Genomic DNA, 459 nt, shown 5'->3' with positions numbered 1-459 from the left:
AAGACATTGCAGGCTTTAGAATCAAAGGCACATCCTTCAGCCCGTTTTCTGCGATCCACGTTTCTGCTTCTAACTGCGAATCTGTATGCAGAGTTTTTAGACTGGGAACTCCGGCCTCTTGCAAAGCTTTTTGCATAAGTGCTTTGTGTGATCTAGACAATAATTTAATAGGATCATTCGCTAAATGAGGCAGCAAAATTGTAGTTAACCGCTCGGCTAAAGGAATTGCTTCCTCGGTCCCTGGAATGATGGCAATAGGATTGTATTTTTTAATTAGATTTTCAATGTTTGGTTGATCAGGAATAATTTCAATGAAGTCAGATGCCTTCATCTTTGATCCGAATTCAGGCCATTCTTCATTTTTCAGTGTGATCGCGATCGCAGGTACTCCGCGAGATTTAAAAGCCGGGGCTAATTCAATACCCGAAGACAAAGGGTCGACAATCACTATTGGTCTAT

At 41.4% G+C, this 459-nt stretch carries 1 protein-coding gene; it reads right to left on the bottom strand.

What is annotated here, in order from left to right; translation table 11 throughout:
* On the bottom strand, positions 1 to 448 hold a 448-nt coding region (locus AC3DE3_RS17335), incomplete at its 3' end, for a hypothetical protein (RefSeq protein WP_488370861.1).
* Positions 449 to 459 lie beyond the last annotated feature (11 nt).

This window comes from Dietzia sp. IBK-p2-16D, from assembly GCF_057773085.1.
This window is presented reverse-complemented; position numbering and strand designations above follow the sequence as displayed.